The sequence below is a fragment of the Methylobacterium brachiatum genome (assembly GCF_020523825.1).
GTDB classification, from domain to species: domain Bacteria; phylum Pseudomonadota; class Alphaproteobacteria; order Rhizobiales; family Beijerinckiaceae; genus Methylobacterium; species Methylobacterium brachiatum.
In genome coordinates, this window is the sequence record NZ_JAJALK010000003.1 from 562,538 (window position 1) to 583,515 (window position 20,978).

Consider the following 20,978-nt stretch of genomic DNA (forward strand, 5'->3'; position numbering starts at 1 on the left):
TCTCCCCTTTGCAACCAGCGTGCGGACAACCGGGAGTCGTGAGAAGAGGTGACGCGGGAATAGGATCTATACGCGACCTGTATGAGTACGTGCTGGAAGATCCTGGGCGCTCGTGGCGACGGGGACCGTGGCGACGGGGACCGTGGCGGCGCGAGCGAGCGGCGCGTGCCGAAGGATGCGTCGGTCTCGCGGGCGTCGTCGCCCGCCGGAATCCACCGCCTCGATCGGCAGTCATCGGTGACCGGTCCGCCGCGGTCGGCTACGGGGTGTCGGAGCTCCGGACGATACGGGGACGGTATGGATGAACGACCTGATCACGGCCATGCGGACCTACGTGCGGGTCGTGGAGGCCGGCAGCTTCACCGCCGTGGCGGCCGAGCTCTGTACCACCCAGCCGACGATCAGCCGGCAAGTGGCTTCGCTGGAACAGCATCTCGGCACGCGGCTCATCACCCGCACGACCCGCGCGCTCGCCGTGACGGAGGACGGTCGCGTCTTCTACGAACACGCCCTGCGGTCGCTCGAGACGCTGGCCGAGGCCGAAGCCGCGGTCGGCAGGCGCAAGGGCCGGCCGTCCGGAACGCTGCGACTCACCGTGCCGGTCGTGTTCGGGCGTCTGCACGTCGTGCCGCGCCTTGCGCTGTTCGCGGAGCGCTACCCGGACATCCGCGTCGATCTCATCATGAACGACGCCTTCTCCGACCTGGTCGAGGAGGCGATCGACCTCGCGATCCGGGTCGGCGAGATCACCGATCCGGGCCTCGTCGCGAAACGGATCGGGATCACGCGGCGCGTCACGGTCGCCGCCCCGGCCTATCTCGCGAAATGCGGCGAACCCACGTGCCCGGGCGACCTCGCCGCCCATGACTGCATCGTCTACACGCGTCTCGTCGCCGGCCACCGCTGGTCGTTCACGAGCCCGGATGGACCCGTCTCAGTCGACGTCGCGGGTCGTTTCCGGGTCAACAATTCGGAAGGGGTGCGCGAGGGCGTCATCGCGGGCCTCGGCATCGGCGTCGTGCCGATCTGGGCGTTCCGCGACGAGATCGAGACGGGACGGGTGAAGATCATCCTCCCCGCTCACCGGCCGATGCCGTTGCCGATGCAGGCCGTCTACCCGTCGCGCCGGTTCGTTCCGCTCAAGGTGCGGGCAGCCATCGACTACCTGAGAAGAGAATTTCTGCAGGACGCACGGATCTCTGGCGCCGGTTGAGAGCGTTCGAAGGGCTTGGCCTTACCTCGGCTCGAAGGGAAAGTTTCCGCAACTGGTCGATCATCGGTCGTTTGAATGAGCGACGAGAGTCGGGATGTCGTACAAGTGCCCGACTCGCGGATCCACGCGTTTGCGGCGGTCCTCGTCGTGTGCACGGTCGGGGACCATGCCGATGGCCGATTCGCGAGGACGTATCCGCGGAAGGCCGATGAGCGGGTCGTCGACCGATCTTTCGACGCCGGCGTCTTCGCGAACCTTCCACCGTCGATCCTACGGAACGGGACCAGGATCGCGGTGGTCGAAGTCTGCGTCGACGGGCGGAGCGAGCGCGCGGACCTTAGCCGATCCGATAAGCCATGACCTGATGCGCTCCCTTCATGGGCGCGTACGGCCCGGTGCGTCCCATCCGGCGTTGCACCGGGTGACGAGCCCACGAGTTTCTTGGCTATCCGGATTGCGGTGTGGAATGCATCAGGTGCTCCTATCGGTCTCCCGGCTGTTTCACCCCCTCAAGCAGCCCACTCGGCCGGGTGACAAGTCCCGGTCGAGGGCGCAGTCCCAGACGACGCGCCGCGTACACTGCCCGCCTCGCCGCAGGCAAGGGCCCGATCATCGCCGCTGCGGATCGGCACGAAACACAGGATCTGGCCCACCCGATAGAAATGGTGCCTCGACAAATGAAACCTTCTCCGACCTATCCTTCTCGCCACGTTCTTGCCGACACGAACGCGGCGTTTGATATTCGTCGGAGATGGAACACACCTTTGCTCAACGTGGAGGGTTTGCATCAGCGGCCCTATGAAGCGTCAACTGCACGAGATCTCACGGTCTCCGAAAATCCTCGTCCTTCAGGGCGGGGAAGATGTTGACTGCCTTCGACTGTGTAACGCGGCGAGCCTTGCAAGCGAAGCGGCCTTTACCGAGAGGATGGCGGAATGATCGACCTGATCGAGTTCGCGGGTGGCGATGCAGGCCCTTGGCGGGTGACGCGCGCGGAGTCGCCGCTTGGGGAGCGTCTGCCCAGCGCAACCCGCCTTTCCGTCAGCCTTCCGATCGGCAACATGGGACAGCGGACCGGTCCTTCGACCGGCACGATCTGGCGCTTGCGCGGGGTGGTGAGCAATCTGCGCTATACAACCAGCAACGAGGCGCAGCGGCTACGCGCCGTGCAGCCACCTCTCGATCGACCTTCGGCGACGCGGGCCGCCCTGATCCCGATCAGGAAGTCGGCGCGCTGGTGGGAGCTGGCTCAGGACGAGCGCCGGGCGATCTTCGAGGAAACCTCGCACCACACGAGCATCGGCCTCGGCTACCTGCCGGCGATCGCACGGCGACTCCACCACAGTCGTGACCTCGGCGAGCCGTTCGATTTCCTGACGTGGTTCGAGTTCCCGCCGGAGCACGAGGTAGCCTTCGAGGCGCTCGTCGCAGCGCTACGCGCTACCCGCGAGTGGACCTTCGTCGAGCGCGAGGTCGACATCAGGTTGACCCGTGATGCGCCAGGCTGATCCGGTGATGACGGCCGATCTGGAACCGAGCGACGACCTGCTGCTTCCGCGGCTTCGGCTCGGCGAGGAGGCCGCTTTCCGGATCCTCGTGCGGCGCTATCACGTGCGGCTCGTGGCGATCGCCCGTGGCGCACACCTGACGCGGGAGGCGGCGGAGGAGGCGGTGCAGGAGGCCTGGATCGCGGTGATGCGCAACATCGCGGGATTCGAGGCGCGCTCGTCGCTGCGCACGTGGCTGACCGGGATCGTCCTGAACATCGCGCGCAAGGCCTCGGTCTCCGCCAGGCGCACCGCGACCTTCGCGGAACTCACGCCACGGCATGACGAGGACGAGGGATCCGGTTTCGACGCCGATGCCTTCCTCGCCGACGGCCACTGGCGTGAGGCGCCCTGGCACTGGAGCGAGATCGACTTGGAGCGCGGGCTCGCGGGGCGGCAGGTCTGGCAAGCGGTCGAGGCGGCCATCGCCGCTCTGCCGCCGGACGAGGCCGCCGTGATCCGGCATCGCGACATCGAGGGTTTCGGCCCGCGCGAGACGGAGGAGTTGCTCGGCCTCGGCGAGGCGCGTCAGCGCGTGCTGCTCGATCGAGCGAGGCTGAAGATCCGACGGGTGTTCGAGGCGTTGACCCGCGACGCGGCGCGAGCGTGACGAGCGGAACGGGCGAGGATGATCGGATGCGGTGTCGAGAGGCGGCGGAGCAGGCAGGCGCGTTCGTGGACGCGGAGGTGTCCGGACGCGTTCGATGGCGCATCCGGCTTCATCTCGCGACCTGCAGGAATTGCCGGCGTTTCGTGCGGCAGATCGCGCTCACGCGCGACGCTCTCGGCCGGCTCCCGCCTCCGCCCCTCGACGCCGCCCGCGAGGACGAACTCGTGGCGGCCCTGCGGGAGGCATCGCGGTGAGCGCCGGTCAGCAACCGGTACAGATCGAGGTCGCGATCAGGTTGTGCAGAGCGCGACTCTTCCGGTCGAGCGCCGCGGTGGTCCCACTGCGCCCGTCGAGGGCCGAGCCCCCCGGCTTCGTCGTACCGTTCGACGTCACTTGGCGGAACAGCGCCTGTGGCATCGTCGATGCCGAGCCGACCGCGGCCGGCAAATGGTCGACCGGCGCGGCACTGACCGGGAACGCAGCGAAGGTGATGAGAGCGATGGCGGCGAAAGCGGGGCGGGTCATGATCTTTGTCCCTACGTGGTTTGGAGCGGGAAGCGTTCAGACGAAGGCGACGACCATCAGGCTGAAGAAGGCCGCGATCGCGCCGACGATCGGAGGAAGGGCGCGGGCTGGATCGAACATCGAGGTTCTCCGCGGCGCGTCGATCGCGCCATGATCCTGAGTGCCTGCAGGAGGCCGGATCCGCGTGCGGCTGCGCACGCCGGATGCCGCGCGGACGGAGCGGGACACCGGGATGCCTGACGCGATACCCCTGCCGGGCGAGGCGTTCGAGTGGCTGGAGGCCGACGGGCTCGGCGGTTTCGCCTCGGGCACCGTTTCGGGCGTCCGGACACGCCGCTACCACGCGCTCCTGCTCACGGCGGCGAATCCGCCGACCGGGCGGACGGTGCTCGTCAACGGCATCGAGGCCTGGATCGAGACCGCGGCCGGACACACCGATCTCAGCGCCCAGCGCTACCTGCCGGACGTGATCCATCCGCGCGGTTTTGAGCGAATTACGAGCTTCACTCACGAGCCCTGGCCGTCATGGACATTCGGCCTGCCGGATGGCACCGAGATCACCCAGGAGATCTTGGTTGATCCCGATGCCTGCGACACGCTGCTGCGATGGCGGCGGATCTCAGGCGCTGGTCCTTGCACGCTCGTCGTCGTCCCGCTGCTCTCGGGACGGGACTATCACAGCCTGCAAACCGCAAATCCCGCTTTCGACTTCAAGCCACAAATCGGCGGCGCGGAGACCGGAACCTGCGTCACGTGGCATCCCTATCCGGATCGACCGGCGATCTCCGCCCTGACCACGGGCACCTATCGACATGAACCGGACTGGTATCGCCAGTTCCTCTACGCGGCGGAGCGGGCGCGGGGACTCGACTGCGTCGAGGATCTCGCCGCGCCCGGCAGCTTTCGCTTCGATCTCGCGGGGCCCGAGCCCGGGCTGATGCTGCTACGCGCTGGCGAGAGCGGGCCGGTCCGCGTCCGAGCCTTGGCTGACCGGATGATCGCCGCGGCGCGCGCGACGCGGGCCGGTCCGGATCTTCGCCGAAGTGCCCTGAGCTACCGGGTTGATCGAGGACGGGGCAGTACCCTGGTGGCAGGCTTCCCCTGGTTTACGGATTGGGGGCGTGACACCTTCATCGCGCTGCGCGGCCTGCTGCTGGCGACCGGCGAACTCGACACCGCGGAGAGCATCCTCAGAGCCTGGGCGGGCGTCGTCAGCGAGGGCATGATGCCCAACCGTTTCCCGGATTCCGGCGAGGTACCGGAATACAATTCCGTCGACGCCTCGCTCTGGTACGTGGTCAGCGTGTACGACTTCTTGGCAGCCTGCAGGCTGGTTGGGCGCTCCGTCCAGTCCGAGCCAGCTCTGCGTACAGCCTGCCTCGCGATCCTCGATGGCTACGCTGCCGGTACCCGTTTCGGCATCCGGGCCGATGCGGATGGTCTGATCGCGGCCGGTCAGCCCGGATGGCAACTCACGTGGATGGACGCCAAGGTCGGCGATTGGGTGGTCACGCCCCGTATCGGCAAGCCGGTCGAGATCCAGGCCCTCTGGATCAACGCCCTCCACATCGCGGCGACGCTGTGGGAGCCGCGCTTCTCCGAGGCCGAGACCGCGGCGCGAGCGAGCTTCGCGCAGAAATTTCCAAACCCGGTGGGTGGCTTATTCGACGTCGTCGATGTCGACCACGTCCCCGGCACGCACGATGCGGCGGTGCGTCCGAACCAGATCTTCTGCGTCGGCGGTCTCCCGTTTCCGCTCCTGACTGGGGAGCTCGCCAAATCCGTCGTCGATGCGGTCGAGCACAGGCTTCTGACGCCGCTCGGCCTGCGCACCCTGTCGCCGGACGATCCCGCCTATGCCGGTCATTACGGGGGCGACGCGCGGACGCGAGACGGTGCGTACCACCAGGGCACGGTCTGGCCCTGGCTGCTCGGTCCCTTCGTCGACGCGTGGCTCTCGGTCCGCGGCCGCAGCGAGGCGGCCCTGACGGAGGGGCGGGCTCGCTTTCTGCCGCCGCTGGAGCAGCACCTCGGCGAGGCCGGCCTCGGTCATGTCAGCGAAGTCGCCGACGGCGATGCGCCCTATCGACCCGGCGGCTGCCCGTTCCAGGCCTGGTCGCTTGGCGAATATATCCGCCTGCGCCGGATGCTCGGCCTCAAAGCGTTCTGAGGGAGACCGCAATGCCTGAGGGCCCGAACGCATCCCACCTGTTCGAGACCGAGGAAGGACGCCGTCTTCGGGCCTGTGCCGCGGACGGGTGGCACCGCTGGGGACCGTATCTCGCCGAGCGGCAATGGGGGACGGTCCGCGAGGATTACAGCCGGGACGGCACCGCCTGGGACTACCTGCCCCATGATCACGCGCGCTCGCGGGCCTACCGCTGGGGCGAGGACGGCATCGCCGGGTTCAGCGACGACAAGCAGCTCTGGTGTCTCGCGCTGGCCCTCTGGAACGGGCGGGACCCAATCCTCAAGGAGCGGATGTTCGGCTTGACCAACGAGGAGGGCAACCACGGCGAAGACATGAAGGAACTCTACTGGCTCCTCGACGGCACGCCGACGCACTCGTACATGCGGATGCTCTACAGGTACCCGCACGCGGCGTTTCCCTACGCCGAGCTCGTGGCCGAGAACCGACGGCGCAAGGGCCGCGACATGCCCGAGTACGAGCTCGCCGACACCGGTGTACTGGCGGAGAACCGCTGCTTCGACGTCACGGTCGAGTACGCCAAGGCCGCCCCCGACGACGTGCTGATGCGGGTCTCGGTCGTCAATCGCGGGCCGGAAGCGGCCGAAATCCACGTCCTGCCCCATCTGTGGTCGCGCAACACGTGGTCGTGGCGCGAGGATCCGAAGCGGCCGCTCCTCCGGCTCGTCGAGGGGCCAAGCGTCGAGGCGACCCGCGCCGCGGGTCCCTGTCGGCTGTTCAGGGCCCTACAGCCGGCCGAGTTCCTGTTCTGCGAGAACGAGACCAACACTGCTCGCCTGTTCGGCGTGAGCGGATCGTACCACCCCAAGGACGCGATCAACGACGATGTGGTGGCGGGAACCCGCACGCGGGTGAACCCGCTCCACGAGGGCACCAAGTGCGCGGCGCTGAGCCGCCACACGCTGATGGCCGGCGAGACGATCGTCTTGCGCTACCGGTTGTCCCCGGCCGACGCGCCGGGTCTCGACGACGCGGGTTTCGAGGCGGTGTTCGCGCGTCGGGTCGCGGAGGCCGACGCCTTCTACGCCGCCCTTCAACGCGACATGACGGACCCCGACGCACGCCTCGTCCAGCGCCAGGCCCTGGCCGGCATGCTCTGGTCGAAGCAATTCTACCACTTCGACGTGCGCCGCTGGCTGATGGGCGATCCGACGCAGCCGGAGCCCCCAGCGGAGCGGCGACACGGACGCGACAGCGAGTGGGCGCACCTCAACAACGCCGACATCGTCTCGATGCCCGACACCTGGGAATACCCCTGGTACGCGGCCTGGGACCTCGCCTTCCACTGCGTGACCTTCGCGCTGATTGACCCAGAATTCGCCAAGGGCCAACTCGTGCTGCTGACGCGCGAGTGGTACATGCACCCCAACGGCCAGCTGCCGGCCTACGAGTGGGCCTTCGGCGACGTGAACCCGCCGGTTCATGCCTGGGCGGCGTTGCGCGTCTACCAGATGGACGCCGCGCTCACCGGGCGACCCGACCGGACATTCCTGGAGCGGGTGTTCCACAAGCTGATGCTGAACTTCACCTGGTGGGTGAACCGGAAGGACGCGGACGGGCGCAACGTCTTCCAGGGCGGCTTCCTCGGACTGGATAACATCGGCATCTTCGACCGCTCGGCGCCGCTGCCCACCGGCGGCACCATCGACCAGGCCGACGGCACCGCCTGGATGGCGATGTACACGCTCAACCTGATGCGGATCGCCCTTGAACTGGCCGCCGAGGACCCGGTCTACGAGGACATCGCGACCAAGTTCTTCGAGCACTTCCTCTACATTGCCGAGGCGATGACCGACATCGGCGGCAGCGGGGTCGGCCTCTGGGATGAGGCGGATGAATTCTTCTACGACGTGCTGAACCTGCCCGACGGCAAGATGCTGCCGTTGCGCGTCCGCTCGCTGGTCGGGTTGATCCCGCTTTGCGCCGTCGAGGTGCTCGACATTTCCTTGCGCGACCGATTCCCCGGCTTCGCGCGCCGGGCCGAGTGGATGCTGCGTAACCGTCCCGACCTCGCCGCCTTGGTCTCGCACTGGAGCCAAGGCGAGGGTGAGGGACCGCCGCCCGGCCCGGGCGGCGACCGGATGCTGCTCTCGCTGCTGCGCCGGCACCGCATGAAGGCGCTTCTGGCGCGGATGCTCGACGAGACCGAGCTCTTCTCCGACCACGGTATTCGCTCTCTGTCGAAGGCGCATGCCGAGCACCCGTTCGTTCTCGATTGGAGCGGTGCCCGCTACTCCGTCGACTACGAACCAGCGGAATCGACGACCGCCACGTTCGGGGGCAACTCGAATTGGCGCGGTCCGGTCTGGATGCCGATTAACATCCTCCTCATCGAGGCGCTCGACCGCTTCGGGACGTTCTATGGCGACGACACCCGCTTCGAGTGCCCGACCGGCTCCGGCCGTTATCTCAGCCTGCCCGAGATCGCCGACGAGTTGAGCGAGCGCCTCTGCAGGCTATTCCTGCGCGGGCCAGATGGACGCCGGCCGGTGCTCGCCTCCTATGGCGCTCTCGCCGACGATCCGCATGTGTGCGACTGCATCCCGTTTCACGAGTACTTCCACGGCGATACCGGCGCAGGGCTCGGCGCGATGCATCAGACGGGCTGGACAGGCCTCGTAGCACTGCTCCTGAGGCCCGGGCGCCTCACCGCACTGCCGATCACCCGCGCCATCCCGTCCTGACGATCGGGCCCCCCGGCTCCGGTGTCTTATCCTGCGGGGGAGACACCGCGTCGCTGAAGTCGTCCATCGCCGGCTGGTTCGGCGCGCAGATGAAGGAGGACCGCTCCCGGCTCCTCGATCCAGACGTAACGACGAGCAGCATCCAGACCGACGCAAGTCCAGAGCTGACGTACCCCGCTCCGCAAGACGACCGCGCTTGGCTCTCGCCATCGTCTCATAACCGTTCGCGCCTGTAGGATCACGCGATCCCCGCTATGGCGATGCCGAGGTGCTGTGGACCGCGGAGGGAAGCGCCCGGTCGGTAAGGCGGCGGGTCGTCCAGGAGCCTCGGTGCGATGAGGCGCCGGCAGAGCGTGACAAGGGCGATCTCGGCCTCGATCCGCGCGAGGGGCGCGCCCACGCAGTAATGGAGGCCACCGCCGAACCCGAAATGCTGGTTGTCCGTCCGGTCCGGATCGAACCGGTCCGGTTGCTCGAACCGCGCCGGGTCGCGGTTTCCGGCCGCAAAGAGCAGCACCACCGACGATCCCGGCGGGATCGTCGTTCCCGCCACCGCGATGGCGCCGAGCGCCTTGCGGGTGCGGAAATGGACGGGGGGCTCGTAGCGCAGCATCTCCTCGATCACGCGGGGTGCCCGCTCGGGGTCGGCCTTCAGCTTTCGCAGCTCCTCCGGATGCCTGAGCAGTGTGAGCATGCTGTTGGTGATGAGATTCACCGTCGTCTCGTGACCCGCGACGAGGAGCAGGATCGCCGTCGAGATCAGGTCTATGTCGCCCATGGCCGCGCTGCCCCGGCCACCGTGGGCGGCGAGCCCGCTGAGCATGTCGTCGGCCGGATGGCGGCGCTTCTCGCGGATCAGCCGACGCATGTAGTCGGAGATCGCGTCGAAGGTTGCGGCGATCTCCCGCCGCCCCGCCTCGTCGTGGCGCACGTCGGGCTCCAGGGCCGTCGCGAGGCGGATCGCCCAGACGTGGAATTGCGCCTCATCGGCCTCGGGCACGCCGAGCAGCTCGCAGATGACGGCCACCGGCAGCGGATAGGACAGGTCCTCCACCAAGCAGACAGTGTCGCGGCCGTGGCACTTGTCGATCAGGGCATCCACGAGCTTCGCAACCTTGGCGTGAGATTCCCGCACCCGGGCGATCGTGAACTCCTTCATCACGAAACCGCGCAGGGTGTCGTGGTCGGGCGGATCGCGGAAGATCAGCGGGCGATGGCCGTTGACCACCCGATTCCGGATCGGGTTGAGGATCCAGTCCTTCAGAGGGTTGCCCGTTCTGGGTCGCCGCGAGGGCGGCAGGTCTTCCGAGCTCAGCCGGGGATCGAAAATCAGGCTCTTCAGCGCGGCATGGGTGCTGACGACGTAGCTGCCGTCCGCCTGCCGGGACACGGGCGTCTCGCGCAAGCGCGCGTAGAGGGGATAGGGGTTCGCCCTGTTTCTCGGATCGAGAACCTGCGCGAACAGCGTCTCGTCAGGCATGGGCCGTCTCCAGAGCCGTAACCGATCGGCCGGAGGATCGCCGCGGGCTGGGAAAGCCGGGCTCCAGGGTCTCGATCCGCGGCTGGTCGGTGGCGCCGAGGATCGGCGGGAAGGCCGCCCCGTCAGCCACGGCCTCGGCATAGGCGGGAAGCCAGCGTGCCTGATCGAAGGAGAGGGCCGCGACGGTTCGCCCGGCCCGGCCATAGACGGCGAGGAACCGGTGCGAGGCCCGCGATCCCTGGACGATCGCGAGCGCCTCCGCCCCCTCGGTCAGGCCGGCGAGCTTGATGTTGAGACCGAACTGGCTCGACCAGAAGGAAGGCACGTGCTGGTATTCGACCTGGCCCGTGGGCGGAGCAAGCATGTTCGCCGCCGCGTGCCGGGCCTGGTCCACCGCGTTGCCCCAATGCTCGACGGTCACCAAGCGGCCGCCGGTGAGTGGGTTCGGCCAGCGCGCGACATCGCCGGCCGCGTAGATGGCGGGATCGGGCTCCCCCGTCGTGGTCAGGGCGCGGCAGGCCGCGTCGCAGGTCAGGCCTCCCGGGTCGGCGACGAGGGCGGCCGCGGCGAGCCAACCCGTGTCGCGCGTCGCGCCGAGGGCGACGATGACGAGATCCGTCGCGATGTCCGCGCCACCCGCCAAGTGGGCGCGGCGGACTTGTCCATCCTCGCCGGAGAAGGCCACCACCTTGACGTTCGGGCGGAGGTCCACTCCGGAAGCCCGCATCCGCCCGGCGAGTGTGGCCCCGATCACCGTCCCGAGGAGGCGGGCGAGCGGCGTCGGGTTGGGATCGACGAGCGTCACCGCCAGGCCGAGATCGCGGCAGCAGGAGGCGGCCTCGCAGCCGATCAGGCCGGCGCCGACGATGAGGACGCGGCTCGGCCGCAGCGCCAGCGCGCTCCGCAGGGAGCGGGCATCCTCCAGGGTCCGGATCGTGAAGATCCCGGCGAGATCGGCGCCTTCTCCGGGCCATGGCCGCGCCCTGGCGCCGGTGGCGATCAGGAGCGTCTCGTAGGGAAGCGTCGCGCCGTCGGCGAGGCGCACCACCCGGCGGTCCCGGTCCAGGGCGACGGCCGGCAGGCCGAGCCGCCACTGCGCGCGCAGACGGGTGAGTTGCGGAAGTGCGGTCGCGTCGGGGTGAAGCTCGCCCGCCAGGACGTGCTTGGACAGAGGCGGCCGGTCGTAGGGCCGGTGCGGCTCGTCCCCGACCAGGGTCAGAGGGCCGTCATAGCCGCCGTCCCGCAACGCCTCCGCGCCCCGCAGGCCGGCGAGGGAGGCGCCTACCACGACGATGCCCGGTCGCTGCCCGTCCGTCACGGCTCGTCACCCTCGGCGAGTCCGGCGGGCTCGATCGCGATGGCCCGGACGGGGCAGGCCTGCTGCGCCCGCTCGACCTGCGACCTCTTCGCCTCGGGCGGCGCCGGATCGTAGAACAGGATCTCGTGACCGCGCACCTCGAAATGCTCAGGGGCGGCGTAGCAGCACTGCGCGTAGCTCTGGCAGCGGTTGAGATCGACCACGACACGCATTCAGGGGCTCCGAAGAGATGTGCGGATGACCGGTCGGTCGGGATCTGCGCCTGCCCGAACATCGGAGCGGCTCATGTCCAGGCTCCCAGGCGGCCCGACTCCAGCGCTTCCCGGGCGCAGCGATAGCCGAGTTCGGCCGTCGTCTCGAAGCTCGACCACGCCCGCAGATCGACCCCGGCCAAGGAGGGCTTGAGCAGGACCGCAGCCCGGGTGACGGCCGCCATGGTCTGGGCGTCGCTCGACACCATCGCGGAGCGCAGGAGCAGGTGCGCGATGCCGGGGAGCTGGTCCGAGATGCCGAGGAGGCGCCGGAACGCCTGCGCGCTCCGGCCCTGCCGCGGCATGACCTGGAAGGCGGCGTCGCTGCCGACATCCACGGCGAGAACCGGCCCGCGGTCGAGATCGGCCATCACGTCGGCAGGCAGGTTGTTCATCATGCCGCCGTCCACGAGGATGCCGTCCGCACTCGCCACCGGGGGCAGCAGGCCGGGAATGGCGATGCTGGCGCGGATCGCCCGGTCGAGGGGGCCCGCCCAGTGGACCATTGCGGTGCCGGTCGTGAGGTTCGAGGACACGCAGAAGAACGGGCGCCAGAGATCCTCGACGCGGGCATCGCCGAACCGCTCGGCCAACCCCGCATCCACCTTGGCCCCGCGCGTCAGGGCGTGGAACGGCAGGGTGTAGTCGTCGAGGGGGTTGCGTCCGACGAAGGAAGCCACCGTGTGGGTCTCGATCGCGTCGAGGCTCCAGTCAAGGGCGACGCTGGCGGCCAGGATCGAGCCCATGCTGGTGCCGCCGACGAGATCGATGTCGAGCCCGGCCTCGCCGAGCGCCCGCAGAACGCCGAGATGGGCGAGGCCGCGGGCGCCGCCGCCGCCGAGGACGAGGGCGCGGGCATGGCCGGACGCGATCCGGGCAAGCCGGGCGAAGTCGCCACCGTGGTTCTCGCGAACCTGGAGCCGCAGGGAGAAGGGCAGCGCGGCGACGTCGGGATGCAGAGGGCGCGGCAGGCGCGCCTCGGCGGGCTGCGCCACGGCGAGGTCCATGCGGATCCAGTCGGAGCGGATCGAAGCGAGATAGTCCGCGGCGCCGGGCCGTGGCGGCGCGCCTGGCTCGGCCAGCAACAGGACGTGGTCGGCGTGGCGCAGGCAGAGCCGGCACCAGGGGCAGTCGATCTGGTGGGCGACGAAGACCGTGCGGTCGTGCGTTTGCTCGTAGCGGTGGAACCACGCCTCGTCGGCCTCGGGGGGCCATTCGGAGAGGCAGCCGGTCCGCCCCGGCAGCGCGGCATCGAGGGCCTGCGCCAGCCGCTCGCCGAAGGCCGTCGCCTTGAGGCCCTCGGTCACCGCCAGGACGGCGAAGCTCCGCGGCGCATGGCTCAGGGTCACGCCCGTATGGGCGGTGCGCAGCCGCGCGGCCAGGATCCGGGCGAAATAGAGCAGCGTCCCGGGATGGGCGGCGATCAGATCCTCGAACGACGCGCGGGAGAGCCGCAGGAGGTGCGTATCGCGCAGGGCCGTTGCCGTGACCGAGCGCGGCTCGCCGGTGAGCAGGGCGAGTTCGCCCACGGTATCCGGAGGGGCGAGTCGGATGAGGCGGCGCACGCTGCCGTCGCGCGGGTCGCGGATCGAGAGGCCGACCGCGCCGCTCACGAGCGTGTAGAGGGCGTCGGCCTCGTCCCCCTCCTCGAACAGCGTCCGCCCTCCGGCGACGGCGACGGAGGTCATCCGCGCCCGGATCGCGACGTCGGCGTCTCCGTCGAGGGGGGCAAGAAACGGAATCTCCGTGCGCCCCGAAGCCCGGGCGGCAGGGACGGGCGCCACGTCGCAGGCGCCGAGGCGTTCGGCCTCCGTGGGTGGTGCGGATAGGCCGCCGAGCCCGGTGAGCCTCGGGGAAGCGGCTGGGGCCGCGCCCGGAGGAACGGAACCGGGGTGCTCGATGCTCCGGTCGCGTCCGATCTCGGCACTCATCGGCCGGCGCGCCGCTGCAGATGATCCCCGAGGATCCCGAGCGCCGCGCCGCTGCCGACGCGACCGAGGCCGAGGCGCAGGCGGTCCGTGGGGACCGGCGCCAGCGCCGAGTGCCACAACGCGGAGGGCAGCACGAGGACGCCGTCCTCGGACGCGAGAGCCTTCGAGAACTCGGTCGCACCCTCTCGCCCACGGAAGCGGGGGCAGGCGAAGGCGAGATTCGTCGGTTCTTCCGGATCGAACAGGTTCGGGTAGCGATCGAGCAGAGCACGCAGACGGTGGTGGTTGCGCCGCCCGATCGCGCGGGCGCGGCCGGTCAGGCGCTGCTCGGCCCGCAGCGCGACCTGCGCCAGGATCTCGCTCGGTCCGGCGAGGCAGCTCGACAGCAGGCTCTTGACCGCGAGGACGCGGTCGAGCGCCCCGCGGTCGCGACAGGCGGCCCAGCCGACGCGCAGGCCCGGAAGCCCGAAGCCCTTCGACAACCCGTTGATGGAGATCCCGCGCTCGTACACGTCGACGACGGGTGGGACGGCTCGGCCCGGGTCGAGGTCCGTCTGGCGATAGACCTCGTCGTTGACGAGCCAGAGCCCGTGTCGGCGACAGAGGTCGACCAGCCTCTCCAGAGTCGTTCGATCCAGCGACGCGCCGGTCGGGCTGTTGGGAAAATTCATCAGCACCAGCCGCGTGTTCGGCCGGATGGCGGCGACCAGCCCGTCGAGATCGAGGGTCCAGGCCGGTTCCGGTCGGAGGGCGACGCCATCGGCCGCGCACAGCCGCGACACGACGAGCTCCGAGGGTTGGTAGATCGGCACCACCACCACCGCGTGATCGGCCGGACCGAGCAGCGCACTCAGCACGCAGGCCACTGCTTCCTGCGCCCCTGCGCTGACCAGCACGTCGTCGGCAGCGAGCCGGCGGTAGCAGCCGGCGATCGTGGCGCGCAGCCAGGAGGCGCCGCGCGGGTCGGCGTAGCCGAGGTCGGCCCTCCGCCAGCGCCGACGATCCTCCGGGCCGGCAAGGCGCAGCAAGGCGGCGAGCGACAGCGGCTCCGAGTCCGAGGCGGCGAGGTCGTGATGCGCGCAGGCCGACCAGCGATCCAGGTACGCCGCCAGCGCGAACGACCCTGCGGGCGCGATCCCGTGGTCCGTATCGGGGCCGGGCGCCTCCGTCCGGGCGCCGGCCCAAAGGCCCGGTGCAGCGTCGTCCTTGAGCGCCATCGCCGGCCTCACGCGCGCCGCTCCGAGCCGGCGGCGACGCGCAGGTAGGTCGCGCCGATCCGAGCGGCGGCCCGCATCGTCCCACCGAGCGAACCCGCGACCTTCGAGGATCCGCCCAACCGGCGCCGGTAGGGCATAGGCACCTCGCGGATGCGCAGGCCGGCTCGCGCGGCCTGCATCTGCATCTCGATGTTCCAGCCGTAGGTCGGCTCGCGCAGGGCGAGGGCCCGCAGCACGGCGCGGTCGATGGCGCGGTAGGCGCACATGTCGGTGTATCGGACGCCGTAGCGTAGGCCGATGCCGAGGCCGGCGAGCCGGCCGGCGAGCACTTGGTGCCAGAGCATCGATCCGGGCTCGCGGCTGCCCAGCGTGCGCGAGGCGAGGACGAGGTCGTGGCGGCCGGCGAGCACCGGCCCGGCGATCCGGTCGATCAGGTCGCCGCGATCCGCGCCGTCGCCGTCGAGATAGACGATCACGCGCGAGGCCGGATCGGCCGCGGCCGCCCCGAGCGCGCAGGCCCGGCCGTAGCCGCGTCCGGCCTCGATCACCCGGGCGCCCGCGGCCCGGGCGACGTCCTGCGTCCCGTCGGTCGAGCCGCTGTCGGCGACGACGACGTCCGCCGCGTAGGCCGGCGGGATCTCGCGGATCACCGCGCCGATCGCTTCGGCCTCGTTCAGGGTCGGGATGACGATGCTGACCGGATGCATCGCTCAGAGACTCCAGCGCAGGCCGCAGTTCCGGCACGGGGCGGGCGGCACGTCGGAGAGGAGCGACGTCCGGAAGTCGCGATAGGCCGCGCCGTTCCAGATCTCCCGGAGCGTGGCCTGCGTGGCGTCGCCCAGCGTGTAGTTGGAATAGCCGCGCACCGAGAACGGCGCGATGCAGCAGGGCAGCGCCCGACCGTGGGCGGTGACGTACATCAGGGACCAGGGTCGCCGACAGGTGGCCCAGGCGCGGTCCTCCTGACGCTTCAGGCTGATTCCGGGCTCGGTCGCGCCCGAGGCGTCGAGCGTCACCCCTAGCGAACGGCCGATGGCCTCGGCCTCGGCGATGGCGGCGGCCTCCGCCGCCTGGGTGCTCTCGAACAGCGACAGGTCGGCGCGGGCCATACCGTACCCGGCCTCGTCGAAGACGAGGCGCTGCAGGTGCACCTCGGTCACGCCCATCTCGGCGGCGAGCCGCACGAAGGTCGGGAGCTGGTCCACGGTCTCCTTGAGGCCCGTGAGCCAGAGCGAGACCCGGGGGGTCGCGGCGCCGGTCGCCTTCTGGAACGCGACGAACTTGCCGACGTCGCGCACGATGCGGTCGAAGAAGTCCTTGCCCCGCACCCGGCGGTACGAGGCCCGGTCGGCGGCATCGAGGGAGACGCGCAGCTCGTCGAGCCCGGTATCGATCAGCTCCTGAAAGCGCCTCGGCTGCATCAGGGTGCCGTTGGTGTTGAACAGGACGTAGGTGCCGCGGTCCTTGAGGTAGCGGACCATCCGCGGCAGGTCCTTCACCAGCATCGGCTCGCCGACCCCGTGGAGCACGACCCGGGCGACGTCCGGAACCTGGTCGACGATCCGGCTGAACAGCGCCCAGCTCATGTCGGCCGGGGGCTCCAGGGTCTCGAAGGTGCGCGGGCAGGTCTCGCACAGCAGGTTGCAGCGGTTCGTGACCTCCAGATAGAGGCAGACCGGCGGCGCCAAGGCCTCGGAGGCGCGGTCGGGGCCGACCGCCTCGAAGTAGCGGCGCGGGTCCTTCACTGCGGCTGAGGCCGTCATGGTGCGGTTCCTTCCGGGAGAGCGGAGAGGGGTGCGGTGCAGGCCTGCCGCAGGGAGCGGGCGGCTAGGAAGAGGGCCGGGACGAAGACCAGCGACGGCCACAGGAAGCGGTCGTCGAACGGGTCGATCAGGAACAGGATCGGCGCCGAGCCGAGCCAGATCAGGGCCGGGGCCGGCGCGACCACCGCGGGCAGCGCCAGCCAGGGATAGTACCAAGCGTAGTGTGGGCTCGCCGCGCAGGTGGTGAGGGCTGCGAGGAGCCCGGCATCGCGGCACAGCGCGACCGCGTCGGGCGCGGTCTGCCGGTTCGGGCCGAAGGCGATCCGGAGCGCGAGGGCGACGAGCGTCAGTCCGGCGCAGACCAGGTAGGTCCGCAGCAGGCTCGGGGGGCTGAGCCCGAGATGCCCGAGACCGGCGAGCAGCCAGTAGCCCACGCCGGTGTCGTAGCCCTCCTCGGCCCCGTAGCCGCCGGCGAAACCGAACACGTTCGGGCCGGCAGCGAGGTAGGGCAGGTACAGGACGGCGATCACGGCCACCCCGGCGAGCATAGGCCGCCACAGCCGGCCTCCACGGACGAAGGCGGGCGCGACCGCGACAGGCAGAACCTTCACCAGCGTCGCCGCGCCCAGGAGCGCGCCCGCGAGCCCGTACCGACGACGGGTGCGGGCCAGCAACGCGATGCCGAGGAGGCCGATCGCCACGGCATCGACGTGCCCGTCGCGCGCGAAGGACCACAGGGCCAGCGGATTCCAGGCGTAGATCAGGATGCGGGCCGAAGGCAAGCCGGCGCCGCGCAGAACCGCGAGCATGGCCAGCATGCCCAGGGCCTCGAAACCCAACATCGCCAGCTTCATCCCGGTGACGCTGTGCGATACCTGCCCGACGGCGGCGAAGACCAGCTGCGCCGCGGGCGGGTAAATCGTACGAGCGTAGTCCTTGCGGTTGATCAGCGGGTAGACCGCCGGGTCGCGCAGCCGCTCGAGGGCGGGGTCGGCCGGGATGTAGCGGTAGGGGTTGATTCCGGCGGCCTGGACCTGCCCGTCCCAGACGTAGCGGTAGATGTCGGTCGACAGGAACGGCAGCGCCGGCAGCAAAGCGGCCCGCAGCAGCACGGCGATGCCGAGGATCGTCCATAGGGCCGCGCGCGGCAGCCGCTCCCGCAACACGAGGCGCACGGCGAGGAGGTAGACCGCGAGGCCGACCGCGACCACGCCGATGAAGGCGTTGGATTGGGGCGCCGCGCCGACGGTGTCGGCGCCCGGCACCTGGATCGCCAGCGCGCCGACAGTGACGGCCAGAAGCAGGAGGCCGAGGGCCGCGAGCCGATGAGCGGGGCTGGCGAGAAGCCGGATCATGCCGGCACCAACTCCGACGCGCGCGCGAGCCGCGCCAGGACCGAGCGCGTCGCCGGGGCCGCGTAGCCGGTCCTGTCGGCGGCGAGCCGCGCGAGCGAGGCCGCGTCGTCGACGTCGTACCAGGGCTCCAGCTCGACGAGATCGAGGCCGATCTCGCGCGCCCGGGCGCGGGTCGCTTCGGCGACGGTGTCGGTGCTCCAGGCGATGTCGGCGAACAGGCGGGCATGGGCCTGCTTGAGGCCGAGGATGTAGTAGCCGCCGTCGTCGCAGGCGCCGAACACGCCCCGCTCGCCCGGTTCGAGCAGGATCCGGGCCGCCTGGATCAGGAGCCGCGTCGGCAGGGTCGGGATGTCGGAGCTCAGCACGCAGGCCGCCGCGTGACCGTGCGCCAGCATGCCCTGGACGGCCTGCAGCAGGCAACGGCCGAAGCCCTCGACCTGCGCCGCGGTTGTGACGCTTCCATCCGCCAGGACGAGGTCGGTTCCCCGCGCAAGATGGGGGATCACCAGAGCCTCCGCGCCCGGCGGCGCGAAAGCCGCGTAGGCGGCAATCGGCGCGGCGCGGGCCGCCTCTTGGATGTTGGCGGTCGTGTCGCGCAGGAAGGCGGCGCTCAGAGCCGCTGCGTCGTCGAGGGTCAGCGGCGGGCACAGCCGCGTCTTGGAGCGCCCGCTTCGCGGCGCTTTCGCCATCACCCCGATCGCGCAGGTGGGGGCCGGTCCGGAGGTCGGTCCTCGTGCCATGTAGAAGGCTCCCGCGTGGTCAATGGAAGGGGCGGACGATCCCGAGGCGGATCGTCTCGTCCGGCGGTATCTCGGTGGCGGAACCGGGCGTGAAGGTCGGCAGCGCGCGCAGGCGCTCGGGCGTCAGGCCCATGAGGGCGACGTGCTCGCCCAGGAGCGCCACCGCCTCCACCGGCACGGCCACGAGCCGGGACCCGAATCCGCTCCAGGCGACCGCTCGCAGGCCTAGCCAGCCCAGCCCCAACGCACCGTCGAGGCGCACGGCCATCTCGCCCGCGCCGTCGCCGCGGCGCACGAGCCCCGTGACGCGGCCGAGGACGGACTGGGACTCCTCCGGCCGGAGCAGGAGGCGGCCGGCGAGGTCGCCGACGCGCACCGGCTGCGGAAACCGGTCCGCCGCGCGACCCGCCATCTCGGGCGCGGTCATGCCGGGCTTCGGCATGTGGTCGGGGGCCGGGGAGGGGCCCGGCGTCTGCGCCTGCGCCGATGCGGAGAGCGCCAGCGTGAGCAGGCAGGTGCCGACGGCGCACCGGATCGCGCGGACGCTCATAGGCCTGCGAACCAGCCGAAGCCGCGGCTCTCCCAGTATCCGCCGGGGTAGGTGTTGGTGACTTCGATGACCGTGATCCACTTCGGATTCTTGTAGCCGAGCTTGACCGCCATGCGCAGGCGCAGCGGGTATCCATACGGGTCAGGCAATTCTTCGCGGGCGTATCTGGTCGCGAGCAGTGTCTGGGGGTGCAGCGCGGTCGCCATGTCGATGCTGCTCGGGTAGTCGTCCGCCGTCTTGAAGGCGACGTACTTGGCGGTGAGGTCGGCGCCGACGCGCTCCAGGAACGCCCGGAGCGGTACGCCCGACCACTGCCCGATGTAGTCCCAGCCCTCGACGCAGACGTGGCGAATGATGATCTCGCGCTCGGGCAGCTCCGCGATCCGGCGGCGCGTCCAGGGCCGCTTGTCGGAGATCAACCCGGCGAGTTCCAGCCGCCACGCGTCGCCGTCGATCGGCTTGACGTCCTCGACGTCGTAGTAGGCGTTGAAGCGCGGCGGCTTCAGCACCTGGGACCCCGGATACTCGGGCGCGAGCTTTCGGGGATCGAAAAGGGCGGCCTGGACGCCGTCGTTGAAGTCGGACATGGCACGGAGCGCCCGCCCGACCGCGCTCGTGTCCGTCACGTCGCAGCCGGTCAACATCGTGAGCGCGCCGAGCGACAGGCCGCCCCGCAGGAGGCCGCGACGCTCGATCCTCCGGACCAAAGCGCGGTGGTCGTCGAGGATGCCGGGATCCGGCACCTTGAGGGGGCGGAACGGCGACCTCATCGCGTCGCCTCCCGCGCCGTGGCAGGGAGGGCCGGGCGGCGTACGGGGCCGCCGGTCAGCATCGCCCACAGCGTTCGCGGCACGAGCAGGGACAGCACGACGTGAACGACGAGGAAGCCGACCAGCACCGCCATGCCGGCGAAGTGGACGAGGCGCGCGCCCTGGAACCCGCCGAGCAGCGCGACGAGCCCGGAGAACTGGACCGGCTTCCAGATGGCCAGGCCGCTGACGACCTGGCCGATGCCGGCCAGGATGGCGACGATGTAGAGGATCTTCTGGACGGCGTTGTAGGTCGTGAGGTCCTCGTGCGCGAGCTTGAGCCGCAACGTGTCGCGGACGGTCTGCACGATTTCGCGCGGACGGATCGGCAGGAGGCGCTCGCGCAGGCGCCCGGTCGCGACGCCGTAGACGAGATAGGCGGCGCCGTTGGCGACCAGCACCCACATGGCGGCGAAGTGCCAGAGCAGGCTCTCGGCCGCCCAGGATCCGATCCGGGCCGACTTGGGGAAATAGATGCCGTGGATGATGACGGAATCGTCGTAGATGCCCCAGCCGGACCCGATCAGCACCACCATCGCCGCGGCGTTCGTCCAGTGCATGACCCGTACCGGCCAGGGATGCAGCCGGCGAGGCACAGCTGTGGACTGCGTCGGCGCAGTTCCAGGGTTGCCTCTCAACACGGACATGAACCGTGATCGCGTGGAAGGACGTCGAGCATCCCAGCGTGGCTTATGCTGCGTGCGTGCTTCACGGGTGTGGTTTGTTGTATCATGCTACAACTCCTAATTCATTTCGTCTTCCGGCACGATATCGTT

General features: G+C 70.1%; 20 protein-coding genes. 6 read left to right on the forward strand and 14 right to left on the reverse strand.

Features of this window, described 5'->3' with window-relative positions:
* The first annotated feature begins 301 nt into the window (after window positions 1-301).
* From LGR69_RS09775 to LGR69_RS09790, 4 genes are all read left to right on the forward strand, one after another.
* Window positions 302-1,213, forward strand: a complete 912-nt coding sequence (locus LGR69_RS09775; protein ID WP_043378370.1) for a LysR family transcriptional regulator — start codon at window positions 302-304, stop codon at window positions 1,211-1,213.
* A gap of 935 nt (window positions 1,214-2,148) precedes the next feature.
* Complete coding sequence (locus tag LGR69_RS09780) at window positions 2,149-2,721, forward strand: chlorite dismutase family protein (RefSeq protein ID WP_043378364.1); 573 nt, start codon at window positions 2,149-2,151, stop codon at window positions 2,719-2,721.
* The gene (locus LGR69_RS09785; protein WP_230365905.1) at window positions 2,708-3,370 is read left to right on the forward strand and encodes a sigma-70 family RNA polymerase sigma factor; all 663 of its coding nucleotides are present in this window, start codon (window positions 2,708-2,710) and stop codon (window positions 3,368-3,370) included. The genes LGR69_RS09780 and LGR69_RS09785 overlap by 14 nt, the downstream gene beginning before the upstream one ends.
* 26 nt (window positions 3,371-3,396) lie before the next feature.
* On the forward strand, window positions 3,397-3,624 hold the full coding sequence (locus LGR69_RS09790; RefSeq protein ID WP_043378361.1) for a zf-HC2 domain-containing protein: 228 nt from the start codon (window positions 3,397-3,399) through the stop codon (window positions 3,622-3,624).
* Between the two features lie 7 nt (window positions 3,625-3,631).
* Here the strand turns inward: LGR69_RS09790 and LGR69_RS09795 are convergent, their stop codons facing one another.
* Together LGR69_RS09795 and LGR69_RS09800 are read right to left on the reverse strand one after the other, a co-directional pair.
* The gene (locus tag LGR69_RS09795) at window positions 3,632-3,895 is read right to left on the reverse strand and encodes a hypothetical protein (RefSeq protein ID WP_043378358.1); all 264 of its coding nucleotides are present in this window, start codon (window positions 3,893-3,895) and stop codon (window positions 3,632-3,634) included.
* A 36-nt stretch (window positions 3,896-3,931) separates the two neighbouring features.
* Window positions 3,932-4,123 carry a hypothetical protein gene (locus LGR69_RS09800; protein WP_179696869.1) on the reverse strand — a complete coding sequence of 64 codons (192 nt, stop codon included), beginning with the start codon at window positions 4,121-4,123 and terminating at the stop codon, window positions 3,932-3,934.
* A gap of 4 nt (window positions 4,124-4,127) precedes the next feature.
* Here LGR69_RS09800 and LGR69_RS09805 point away from each other — a divergent pair, with 4 nt between their 5' ends.
* Together LGR69_RS09805 and LGR69_RS09810 are read left to right on the forward strand one after the other, a co-directional pair.
* Window positions 4,128-6,065 carry an amylo-alpha-1,6-glucosidase gene (locus LGR69_RS09805; RefSeq protein WP_051975920.1) on the forward strand — a complete coding sequence of 646 codons (1,938 nt, stop codon included), beginning with the start codon at window positions 4,128-4,130 and terminating at the stop codon, window positions 6,063-6,065.
* 11 nt (window positions 6,066-6,076) lie between these two features.
* Window positions 6,077-8,788 carry an MGH1-like glycoside hydrolase domain-containing protein gene (locus tag LGR69_RS09810; RefSeq protein WP_043378355.1) on the forward strand — a complete coding sequence of 904 codons (2,712 nt, stop codon included), beginning with the start codon at window positions 6,077-6,079 and terminating at the stop codon, window positions 8,786-8,788.
* A 238-nt stretch (window positions 8,789-9,026) separates the two neighbouring features.
* Here the strand turns inward: LGR69_RS09810 and LGR69_RS09815 are convergent, their stop codons facing one another.
* From LGR69_RS09815 to LGR69_RS09870, 12 genes are all read right to left on the reverse strand, one after another.
* Entirely contained in the window at window positions 9,027-10,268 is a 1,242-nt protein-coding gene (locus LGR69_RS09815) for a cytochrome P450 (RefSeq protein ID WP_043378352.1), read from the reverse strand.
* On the reverse strand, window positions 10,261-11,586 hold the full coding sequence (locus LGR69_RS09820) for an NAD(P)/FAD-dependent oxidoreductase (RefSeq protein WP_043378349.1): 1,326 nt from the start codon (window positions 11,584-11,586) through the stop codon (window positions 10,261-10,263). Before LGR69_RS09820 ends, LGR69_RS09815 begins: the two co-directional genes overlap by 8 nt.
* Window positions 11,583-11,798, reverse strand: coding sequence for a ferredoxin (locus tag LGR69_RS09825; protein WP_043378346.1), 216 nt, complete (start codon window positions 11,796-11,798; stop codon window positions 11,583-11,585). The genes LGR69_RS09820 and LGR69_RS09825 overlap by 4 nt, the downstream gene beginning before the upstream one ends.
* 71 nt (window positions 11,799-11,869) lie before the next feature.
* Window positions 11,870-13,525 (reverse strand): patatin-like phospholipase family protein, encoded by a 1,656-nt coding sequence (locus LGR69_RS09830; RefSeq protein ID WP_210274612.1) that lies wholly within the window; start codon window positions 13,523-13,525, stop codon window positions 11,870-11,872.
* Between the two features lie 239 nt (window positions 13,526-13,764).
* Window positions 13,765-14,997 carry a pyridoxal phosphate-dependent aminotransferase gene (locus LGR69_RS09835; RefSeq protein ID WP_230365906.1) on the reverse strand — a complete coding sequence of 411 codons (1,233 nt, stop codon included), beginning with the start codon at window positions 14,995-14,997 and terminating at the stop codon, window positions 13,765-13,767.
* A complete protein-coding gene (locus tag LGR69_RS09840) occupies window positions 14,994-15,692 on the reverse strand; it encodes a glycosyltransferase family 2 protein (protein WP_043378343.1) in 699 nt (232 codons plus the stop codon). The genes LGR69_RS09835 and LGR69_RS09840 overlap by 4 nt, the downstream gene beginning before the upstream one ends.
* Window positions 15,693-15,695: 3 nt before the next feature.
* Window positions 15,696-16,748: a radical SAM protein gene (locus LGR69_RS09845; RefSeq protein ID WP_043378338.1), complete on the reverse strand. Its 1,053-nt coding sequence runs from the start codon at window positions 16,746-16,748 to the stop codon at window positions 15,696-15,698.
* Window positions 16,745-18,103, reverse strand: a complete 1,359-nt coding sequence (locus LGR69_RS09850; protein ID WP_230365907.1) for a glycosyltransferase 87 family protein — start codon at window positions 18,101-18,103, stop codon at window positions 16,745-16,747. The genes LGR69_RS09845 and LGR69_RS09850 overlap by 4 nt, the downstream gene beginning before the upstream one ends.
* The gene (locus LGR69_RS09855; protein ID WP_043378332.1) at window positions 18,100-18,843 is read right to left on the reverse strand and encodes a TIGR04282 family arsenosugar biosynthesis glycosyltransferase; all 744 of its coding nucleotides are present in this window, start codon (window positions 18,841-18,843) and stop codon (window positions 18,100-18,102) included. Before LGR69_RS09855 ends, LGR69_RS09850 begins: the two co-directional genes overlap by 4 nt.
* A 19-nt stretch (window positions 18,844-18,862) precedes the next feature.
* Window positions 18,863-19,393, reverse strand: a complete 531-nt coding sequence (locus LGR69_RS09860) for a hypothetical protein (protein WP_043378331.1) — start codon at window positions 19,391-19,393, stop codon at window positions 18,863-18,865.
* Window positions 19,390-20,163, reverse strand: coding sequence for a molybdopterin-dependent oxidoreductase (locus tag LGR69_RS09865; RefSeq protein ID WP_043378328.1), 774 nt, complete (start codon window positions 20,161-20,163; stop codon window positions 19,390-19,392). The genes LGR69_RS09860 and LGR69_RS09865 overlap by 4 nt, the downstream gene beginning before the upstream one ends.
* Window positions 20,160-20,849 carry a cytochrome b/b6 domain-containing protein gene (locus tag LGR69_RS09870; protein ID WP_051975891.1) on the reverse strand — a complete coding sequence of 230 codons (690 nt, stop codon included), beginning with the start codon at window positions 20,847-20,849 and terminating at the stop codon, window positions 20,160-20,162. The genes LGR69_RS09865 and LGR69_RS09870 overlap by 4 nt, the downstream gene beginning before the upstream one ends.
* Between the last annotated feature and the right edge of the window lie 129 nt (window positions 20,850-20,978).